The 9,584-nt window shown below is 73.1% G+C and carries 4 protein-coding genes and 3 pseudogenes; 2 read left to right on the top strand and 5 right to left on the bottom strand.

The genetic code is table 11. From position 1 onward, the window contains the following. Positions 1-446: pseudogene (locus tag ACZ5GT_RS40300) on the bottom strand (L-rhamnose isomerase); the annotation flags it as partial. Between the two features lie 336 nt (positions 447-782). Further along, a pseudogene (locus ACZ5GT_RS40295) lies at positions 783-1,657 on the bottom strand (NAD(P)H-binding protein). Positions 1,658-1,844: 187 nt separating this feature from the next. On the opposite strand from ACZ5GT_RS40295, the gene ACZ5GT_RS40290 reads away from it, so the two are divergent. Then, positions 1,845-2,765 (top strand): LysR family transcriptional regulator, encoded by a 921-nt coding sequence (locus ACZ5GT_RS40290; protein ID WP_469036813.1) that lies wholly within the window; start codon positions 1,845-1,847, stop codon positions 2,763-2,765. 177 nt (positions 2,766-2,942) lie between these two features. Here ACZ5GT_RS40290 and ACZ5GT_RS40285 read toward each other — a convergent pair whose 3' ends face one another. Then, entirely contained in the window at positions 2,943-3,206 is a 264-nt protein-coding gene (locus tag ACZ5GT_RS40285) for a hypothetical protein (RefSeq protein WP_469036810.1), read from the bottom strand. A gap of 160 nt (positions 3,207-3,366) precedes the next feature. After that, complete coding sequence (locus ACZ5GT_RS40280; RefSeq protein ID WP_469036808.1) at positions 3,367-8,004, bottom strand: HAD-IC family P-type ATPase; 4,638 nt, start codon at positions 8,002-8,004, stop codon at positions 3,367-3,369. A 298-nt stretch (positions 8,005-8,302) separates the two neighbouring features. On the opposite strand from ACZ5GT_RS40280, the gene ACZ5GT_RS40275 reads away from it, so the two are divergent. Then, positions 8,303-8,695 carry a hypothetical protein gene (locus tag ACZ5GT_RS40275; protein WP_469036806.1) on the top strand — a complete coding sequence of 131 codons (393 nt, stop codon included), beginning with the start codon at positions 8,303-8,305 and terminating at the stop codon, positions 8,693-8,695. 503 nt (positions 8,696-9,198) lie between these two features. On the opposite strand, the pseudogene ACZ5GT_RS40270 reads toward ACZ5GT_RS40275, so the two are convergent. Beyond that, positions 9,199-9,584: pseudogene (locus tag ACZ5GT_RS40270) on the bottom strand (L-rhamnose isomerase); the annotation flags it as partial.

Genomic DNA, 9,584 nt, shown 5'->3' with positions numbered 1-9,584 from the left:
TGGCCGGGGTAGTTGGTGCCGTCGGCGAACCAGAGTTTCAGGTCGCGGGAGCCGGTGGCGTCCATGATGTCGACGCATTCCAGGAGGTGGTCGAGCGCCTTGCGCCGGATCGCCGGGTCGGCGTGGCAGATGCTGCCGAGCTTGTAGTCGTCGTCCTGGAAGGTGTTGGAGTTGATCGCGCCGAGCACGACTCCGTGATCGCGGGCGAACGCGGCGAGCTTGCCGTAGTCGTCGACCCTGTCCCACGGGATGTGCAGGGAGACGGTGGGAGCCACGCCGGTGAACTCGTGCACCTTCGCCGCGTCCTGCAGCTTCTCCCAGGGATCGCGGGGGACGCCCGGCTGGGCGAACACCTTGAAACGCGTGCCGGAGTTGCCGTAGGCCCACGACGGCGTCTCGATCCGCTGGGCCGCGAGGGCCGCCTTCACCGCGGACAGGTCTGGCATGACCACCTCTGAATATCGCAGGCCACGACGCTGCCGTGGAGGTGGGGCGCCGGTGCCGGACTGAACAGCCTGAACTGTTTGAATCGTTTCAGGGAAACTAGCCGCAGGGTGCGGACGCCGTCAAGATGTTCGGGCCCTCGTGCTGCCCGGTGCAGGGGGAGGTGAATTTCCGCCTTGCTGGGCCTTGACGGCGGGAGCGGCGGGCGTGAGGATGTCGTGAAACGTTTCACGGGCGTGGCTCGGATGGCTACACGTGTCACCGGCCCGTCGCAGGCGGTCGGCCGTCGCCCTCCCGGTGGGAGGGCGACGGCCGACGGCTTGTGGGACCACGGACGCTCAGGACAGGACGGCCGGCCTGAGCACTTCCTCGCACCACCGGCGGAACGAGGTGGGAGCGGGCGGTGCTGTGCGGTGCTCCTCGTCGTAGGCCCCGTTGTTCTGGGCCACCGCCATGTCCACGAGGCCCTGGGCCGACGCCTCGGACGCGCCGTGCCGGATCATCGCCTCCCGGTAGTCGCCCAGCGCGGCCTGCCGGTAGCGGACCGGCCGCCCCAGCACCTCGGACATGACCTGGGCCATTCCGTCGGGGGAGAGGGCGTCGGGGCCGACCACCGGACGTCCTCGCGACCGGTCCAGGAGCCGTCGAGCAGCAGCTCGGCGGCTTTCGCGGCGATGTCGCGGGTGGCGACGGTCGCGAGCACCCGGTCCCCGGGGTACGCCCAGGAGAACGTGCCCCCGCTCCTGATCGACCCGGCCTGCCGCAGCAGGTTCTCCATGAAGGCCGGCGGCCGTAGGGACCGGTACGCCACGCCCGTGCCCGCGATCAGCTCGTCCATGGCGTGCGCCGCCGACAGATGCCCGCCGGTCTTTCCGATGCCGCGGCCCATGCTCGACAGGCCGACGACCCGCCGGACGCCGTGGACACCGATCGCCTCGCAGGCCGGCCGGGTGCTGTCGAGGTAGTGGCCCTCGACGCCGGCCGCGCGGAGGTCCGGCGGCACCAGCAGGAACACGCGGTCCGCACCCGCGAAGGCCTTCATGACGACGTCGGCGTCGAGATGGGAGCCCCGCACGACGTCGGCCCGCTCGCTCACGCGGGCCGGCAGCCGCGCGGGGTCACGCGCGATCACCCGGACCGGTTCCCCGCTGTCGAGGAGACGGTCGACGAGTTGCCGGCCGATCGAGCCGGTGGGCGTGGTGATGACAATCAAAGGAGGCTCCGGGGAAGTGGCGGGAGGGCGGCGACGCCGGATCGCGACGACCGGACGCGGCCTGTGCGTCGATCCTCGAACGCGTCCCGGCCGGACGGAAGGACCGATCGGATCGCGCTTGTTACCCTCAGGGCAATACCGACACGGCCATACCCGAACGGCAACACCGAAGGGGAGGTGCCAGACCGTGGAGTCCCGGCCCCTGCGCTACTTCGTCGCCGTCGCCGAAGAGCTCAATTTCGCCCGCGCCGCGGACCGGTTGGGCATCTCCGCCCCGCCGCTGTCCCGCGCGATCCGCAAACTCGAGGCGGAGTTGGGCGTCACCCTGTTCGACCGCACCACACACAGCGTCGCCCTGACCCCGGCCGGAGAGGTGCTCCTGGCCGAGGCCAGGGTCGCGCTGGAGGCCCTGGAGGCGGCCGGCCGCCGGGCGCGGCGCGCGGCCGGCCCCGATCCGAAGCTGGTCCTGGCCGTCAAGGCCGACGGCGACGCCGGCCTGCTGGAGACCGTCCTGGCGCGTTACGCGGCCGAGCCGGTCGCGCGGCCGGTCGCGATCCGGCTGTCCGGCTGGGGCGAGCAGGCCGCTCTCCTGCGCCGGGGCGAGGCGGACGCCGCGCTGCTCTACGAGCCGTACGACACCACCGGCCTCGACAGGGAGACGGTGGCCGTCGAACCGCGCGTCGCCGTTCTCCCGGCCGCCCACCCCCTCGCCGCCCGTGACCGTGTCCGCCTCGCCGACCTCGGCCTGCCGGGCGTCGAGCCCGGCCGTCCCGACGGGCCGGCCCGCTACCTCGACGAGGTCGTCGAGCGGTACGCCGTCGCCGACCTGCCCCAGTTGCTGACCCTGGTGGAACTCGGCGAGCTCGTGACCCTGCTGCCGCTGTCGGTCACCCGCCGCTACCGGCGTCCGGGCCTCGCCTACCGCGAGGTCCCGGACGCGCCCCCGGCGGTCCTCTCGGTCGCCTGGCCCCAGCAGTCCCGCTCCACGGCGACGGCGGCGCTGGTGCGGGTGGCGACGTCCGTGCGGGCACCGGGGACGGCGTCCGCGCAACCCGGGCCGATGTCCGTGCGGGCACCGGGGCCGCCGCGTCGATCGCCGCAGTACTGAGGAGCCTCCTCGATGTCGTCCTCGGTGATGAGGGCGAGCGGGCTCCGGGCGATCTTGTCCGCCTTCCCGCCGTCGAGCGGGGCGACGGCCTTGCGGACGGCCGTCTCCCCGATCAGCCTCGGGGATCGGCCATGGTGGCGGAGACAGGCCGTCCGGGGCCGATCTCGACCTGGTACTTCAGGTGGGCATGCCTGAGCTGGTGAGAGGAGCCACCGGGACGGCAGGTGGTGTGCTCTCACCGGTCTCGCTGTGTGCGGGTCGTTGTTGCAGAGCGGTGTGCAGCGCGGCGTGCAGCAGGAGGCGCGCGGGCAGTCCCAGCCCGCTCGCGTCGACGGCCATACCGAGGAGAGGCCCGGCGAGCGGGGTCAGGGTGCGGGCAAGCGACTGCACCTGCGGGACCAGCGAGATCCGGGGCAGTCTGATGACGATGGTCAGGGGCACGGCAGTGTCCTTTGGCCGATCAAGCCACGGAGGTGGCTTGTTTTGCCGGTTTTCCTCAGGACAGTCCGCTTCCGAGGCGCGTGAATGGCTTGGCGCCTTCATCCACGCCAACAGAGGGTGAACGGAAGTGTGGTCCGCTCGGACGGGAATCACCCATTTCTCAGCCCCTCGGCCTGCTGGCCGGCGGCGGAGAGGCCGGTGCCGAGTGCGAGTACGCGGTGGCGGCGCGTGGGGGCGTGGTCGGGGTGAGCAGACGGGGGGCGGTGGCGGCGGTGACGGTGGCTGTGGTGGCGCTGGCGGCGATGGTGGTCCAGGCAACGGGGCCGAGGGGCGTGCAGCCGAAGAAGTGACTCAGACCCGGCGTCTGCACGACGGTGAGGAGGGCCGCTGTGGAGAGGGCGGCGGTGGCCAGGACCAGGGGGCTGCGCCAGTCGGTGATGAGGGTCTGGCCGAGCTGGGCGGTGACCAGGGCTGCCAGTCCCATGGTGTCGGCGCGGCGGGCACGGCCGGTGAGGCGGCCGGTCTGCCACGCGAGAATCGCGGCCAGGGTGGTGGCGGTGCCGCGGATGGCCAGCAGTCGCGCCAGGGCGGGCCCCATGAGGGTGGGAGCGGGCTGGTCCATCGCGGTGGTGCCGGCGGCCGTGGTGCGGTGGGCGAGGGCGACGGCCAGGGCGGGGAGCATGTCGGTGAGGAGGTTGACCAGAAGGAGCTGGCGGGTGCGGAGGGGGGCCCGGCCGGCGAGTGCGGTGCCGAGGATGGTGAAGGCGACCTCGCCGGCGTTGCCGCCGACGAGGATGGCGACGGCGTCGCGGACGCTGGCCCACAGGGCACGTCCCTCGTGCAGGGCGTCCAGGATGCGGGTGAGGTCGGGGTCGCTCAGGACGAGGTCGGCGGCGGCGCGTGCGGCGGTGGATCCGTGGGCCCCGACGCCGATACCGATGTCGGCGAGACGGATGGCGGCTGCGTCGTTGACGCCGTCGCCGACCATGGCGACGACGTGCCCGGCCTCACGCAGGGCCTGAACGATCCGGACCTTGTGCTCAGGTGATACGCGGGCGAAGAGACTGGCCCGGTCGATGGCCGGGATGCGGTCGGTGGCCGACAGGGAATCGATCACGGAGCCGGTGACGACGGTCTCCGTGTGCGGGATGCCGAGGTCGCGGGCGATGGCGGCGGCGGTGGCCGGATGGTCGCCGGTGATCATGACGATCCGTACACCCGCGTCGGTGAGGCGTTTGACGGCGTCGGAGGCTGTGGGGCGGGGAGCGTCGGCGATGGCCAGGAAACCCAGCAGCGTCAGATCGTGGACCAGGTCGGTCACCGTGTCGGCCGGCACGGCGGTACTGGTCGCCTGTTCCGCCGATTGCCCCCGGTGATCGATGCCCGGTGCGTCCACGGGTAGAGCGGCCCGGGCGACGGCCAGGACGCGCAGGCCCTGGTCGGCGAGCTGCCGCAGCATGCGGTGGGCGGCTTGCAGCCGCTGATCGTCGAGCGGGGCCAGGCCGCTGTCACTCCCGACCTGGCCGTTGCGATGGTCAGCGGGGCCGGCCGGAACGAGGGTGGTGGTGCAGCGCTTGAGGATGATCTCGGGCGCTCCTTTGACCGCGAGCAGGGGATGGCCGTGGTCGGTACCCGCGGAGGCCGAGTAGCCGCGGCTGGCCTCGAAAGGCAGTTCCGCCTGCCGTGCCCAGCCCGGGTCGTCGATGTCGTGTCTGTGGACGGCTTCGAGTACGGCGCGGTCGGTGGCGTGGGCCATGGGTGCGCCGGGGGCGGGGCAGGCGCGGGCGGCGGTGCGCAGCAGAAGGCGTGCCTCTTCCGACTCGGGGGGAAGGATCTTCTCGGTGGAGGCCAGACGGGTCAGGGCCAGACGGCCTTCGGTGAGGGTGCCGGTTTTGTCGAAGCAGATGACGTCGACGCGTCCGAGGGCTTCCAGCGCGCGGGCTGAGCGGGGAAGGATGCCGTGGCGGGACAGCCGGTGTGCGGCCGCCGACTGGGCGACGGTGGCGACCAGCGGCAGGCCTTCGGGGACGGCGGCCACCGCGACCGCGACGCCGGAGGCCAGTGCCTGGCGCAGCGGCAGGCCGCGCAGCAGCCCCAGGGCGGTGACCGCTGCCCCGCCGATGCCGACCACGGGCAGCGCCGTCCGGGTCAGCGCCGCCAGGTGCCCTTCGATGCCGGGCGCGGCGGTGGCCTGCCCGGCCAGCTCTGCGGCGCGGCCTGCCTCGGTCTGCCCGCCGGTCGCGACGACCACGGCCACGCCGGTGCCCGCCAGCACGGTGCAACCCTGGTAGAGCATGCAGGACCGCTCGGCCAGGTCCGCCCCGGGAGTGGCCGCCGGATACTTCGCCACCGGGGTGGGTTCACCGGTCAGCGCCGCCTCGTCGATCTCGAGTCGGTCGCCTGACAGCAGCCGGGCATCCGCCGGCACCACCTCCGACGACCGTAGGACGATCACGTCGCCCACCTGAAGGTCGCTCGCGTCGACGGTGTCGAAGTCTTTCTTCTCCAGCGACCCGATGAAACCCGGGCCTGAGTCGTCCGGCAGGTGGCGCAGGCGGCGGGCGGTGATGCTCTCCTTCGCCAGCAGAGTCCGCAAAGCCTGCTCGGCCCGCATGCGCTGGGCGCCGCTGATGACGGCGTTGCCGGCCATCACCCCGCCCACCAGCAGTGAGTCGACGCTGGAACCGACCGCTGCGGACGCCGCGGCACCAAGAGCCAGCACCGGGGTCAGCGGGTCACGCAGTTCCTCGCGCACCGAGCTCAGCAACTCACCGGCATGCTGGACCTGCGTGGCGAGGCCCAGGGAAGTGACGGCTGCGGTGACGGCCCCGGCCAGCCGGTGCCGCGTCCGTTCGAATGGTGCCCGGGCAGCCGCATCGGGCGTGGGCTGCTCCGTTGTGGCGTAGCGGCGCACCGGGCGCAGGGCACGAAGGACGTCGTCCGCGTCCATGGCGTGCCAGGCGCCGCGGACATGGCCGACGGGCAGGGGTCGGCGGGCAAGGCGTCGTGCCGCGCGGACGCCGCCGATCTGGGCCAGCAACGCGGCGCCGTGGACGGGAGTGGTGGTCAGGCCCCACATGCGGTGCCGGGTACCGGCAGCCGCGATCAACGCTCCGAGCGCGGACCCGCCGATCGACAGGCGGGCCGAGGCCGCACTGACCTGGTGTGCGTCGTCCAGGGCCGACAGTACACGCCAGACGTGTTCCAGCCCTGGCCCGCACACGAGGTCCGCCGACCACGGCGCTGCGGGAGCCGGTCTCCCGAACCCGTCCGGCAGGGGGAGGGCCACTCCCACGTCCGCGGCCGCGAGTGCTTCGCCGTCGCAGCAGGTGATCAGTGCGACCACGTGGCCTTCTCGCTGCAGGGTGCGTACCCGCTCGGCCGGCGTCGAGGTCGGCGGCACAGCGTGATCGGCCCACCGCAGCAGCTCGGCGAAGCCGGCGTGCTGGGTCATCTCCAGACGGCGGTCGCCGCAGCGGGCCGCGGCGACCACCGCATCGGCCAAGGGATCGAGATCGCATCCCACCACGACCCGTCCCAGCAGCCGGCCACCGGTGTCATGCACCTCCAGGTGGAGACCGGGACCGGTGTCAGGCCGCCGGCCCACGCCGTCCGGCCGGCGCCGCAGCCGCCAGCGACCCGCCGCCCACGGACCCGGACCGGCCATGTCCTTCGGCGTCCGTCCGGACAGGACCTTCTGCGCGGCCTGCCACAACGCTGCCTCGTCCTGCTCCCCGCTCGGTGCCGCCGACATCAGCCGCACCCGCGGGACGCACAGGGCCGGGGCATCGATGACGACGGCGGACACCCGGTCGAGCAGGCGCAGCGCCGCCGGATTCATCACCACCACGCCCGCCCGCGCGAGGTCACGGCCCAGCACCGTGCAGAACGCCTCACGGCCCGCCCCGGCGGCCCTGGGCACCGTCGCCAGCATCGCTTGACCCGCCTGTTCCGCATCCCTGGTCCAGGCGGCCACCCCGGCAGCTCCCAGCAGGGAGGTGAGCGACGTCCGCTCCGCGCACTTCTCCACCGGACCCGCCGGCACCGCGACCGGTCGCGGCGGCGGCGTCGTGGCCTGCCGGGGAAGACCGGCGCCGTCAGCCACCAGCTCGCCCTCCCGGCGCTCCCACACCGCCCGCCGACTGCGCGCCTCACCGAGCCTCAACCACTGCTGGACGGCGTCCAGCAGCAGCGGCGTCATCCCCCCGGTGGCCGAGTACACCAGCGCCCCGGCCATGGTCAAGAACGCGTCCGCATGGGCACGGCCGACCTGCCGCTCCAGCCACCGGCGTACCCGCGGCTGAGTGTCGGCCACGACCAACGGCACCCGTAACGCGCGCGGCAACCGGGTGACCGAGGCCGTCCAGCCCGCCACCGCGCCGACCAGCCCCACGCAGTCGGAGACCAGGGCGACCCCGGCGAGCACCTCCGGGACATCGTCGAACGCCGCACCCGGCTGACCGTGCCCGAACGGCTGCTCCGCGACATCATGCGCCCGCTCCGCCGCGGCCACCACTTCCAGCACTGCCTCGAGATCGCAGCCATCCTCCGCCGCGTCGACCACCACATGGCCCAGCGCCGCATTCACCCGCGCCCAGCGCACCCCCGCCAGCCCGGCCAGCGCGGACTCCAGCCCTGCGGCCAGCCGCTCCTGCCGCCTCCCCGCTCCGGCGAGGCCCCGCACCTCGATGTGCGCCCTGCCGCACCGCGACCACACGCGCCTGCGGCGCCTGGCCGGACCGGCATCCCGCACCACCTCGGCAGCCCTGACCACCTCGCGTGAGACGGCATCGCCCACCCGCGCGGTCCTTCGCCGCCCACGCTCCAGTGCCCGCAGCACCTCCACCGGCGCCCTCACCGCATGCGAGGCGACCACCCCGGCGGACACAGCCACCGCAGACGGCGCCTGCGCCGCAAGCCGGCGGCCCTGCGACATCACCACACCACCTGGCAGCACCGGCGCGACTCCCTCACTCAAGGCCCATGGCGTCCGCGGTGCTCAGCCACCGACCGCACATCCGCAGGCGAACAGATTCTGAAATCTATACGAACCGGACATAACGTAGGGAAATCGGCAAGAGCAATGGAGTGATCACATGGCCAAGAAGAAAGCCCAGACCACCACAACGAGCCCCGACGCCACGGACATCACCGACCAGCACCCGGAGCGCGGCCACGACGGGCATACCGTCACCATCCCGCTCGACGATGTCGCGCACGCCGCACGGAAGGCCATCACCCTTCCCGTCACCGCCGCACAGCGCGTCCTGCCCGCCAAGGGCGGACTTCCCCTCTACGCCGGGCTCGGCGCCCTCGCCGTGGCAGGCGCCCTGGAATGGCCCGTCGCCGCCGGAATCGGCATCGGCTACGCCGTCCTGCGCCGCGGAGGAGCGCTCCCGCCCCCGCCGCCGTCACCCCGGACGCCCGCACGGACAGTCGCCGTCGACCGGCCCGCAGCACCGAAACCCGAAGCCGGCGGCAACTCCTGAGGGGCACACACCGACGCCCAGGGAACAGTGCAATGGCCGGCCGCGAATCCCCCGTCGCACCAATGCCGCCACATCCGCCGCCGCCCCGGCAGCCCCGTGGTCGGGGTGAGCAGGACCCGGCCGCGGCAGGCCTCGGTCAGGCTGTCTGAAAGGCCGGGGCCGGGCCGGCGTCATGAGGTCCAAGGCCGATGGGTGCGACGTCCTCGCCGAGGGAGCCTCACCGAGGGGCGAGACGGACGACCCGCTCGACGTCGGCCGCGACACCGGATGGTTCGGCGGTACTCCACCCACCACGTGCCGGGCCGGCCCGGCACGTCGCCGATCAGCACGATCCGGCCGTGGTGCCACGGCGCGGGCGCGATCAGCCACTCCCGGGTGGCGATGTGGAAGAGGGAGGCCCGGTCATGGCCGATGGGCAGGAAGCCTGCCGACCCCTCCGGGCCGCGCCGTCCTGAGATCCCGGCGGACGGGCGCCGGCCCATCCGCCACCCGCAGCGGAGCGCCTACGCGCCCCAGCCCGCCTGCTCGCCGCCGACCCGCTCCCCGACGATCTTCTCGGCCCAGCCGGACCGGCGGTACGCGGCCATCGGATCGGCGTCCAGGCCCATCTCCTCGCGGAGTTCGGCGAGCAGCGGGCGGACGTCGGTGTTGTAGGCGTCCATCAGGACGGCGTTCGCACCGAGGACGTCACCCTCGCGCTGCGCGACGGCCAGCGCCTCCCGGTCCACCAGCAGGGCCTTGGCGGTCGCCTCCTGCACGTTCATCACCGACCGGATGATCGCGGGGATCTTCGTCTCGATGTTGTGGCACTGGTCGAGCATGAAGGCGACGTCGGGGGTGTAGCCGCCGCCGCGGACGACCTCGTACATGATGCGGAACAGCTGGAACG

This window comes from Streptomyces sp. NPDC031340 (assembly GCF_055569945.1).
Note: the sequence above shows the minus strand (reverse complement) of the source record. Positions and strands in the feature narration are given on the sequence as shown.

Coding starts and splice junctions, on each gene's coding strand:
- ACZ5GT_RS40275 (WP_469036806.1), top strand. CDS start 8,303: ATGGCCAAGAAGAAAGCCCAGACCACCACAACGAGCCCCGACGCCACG.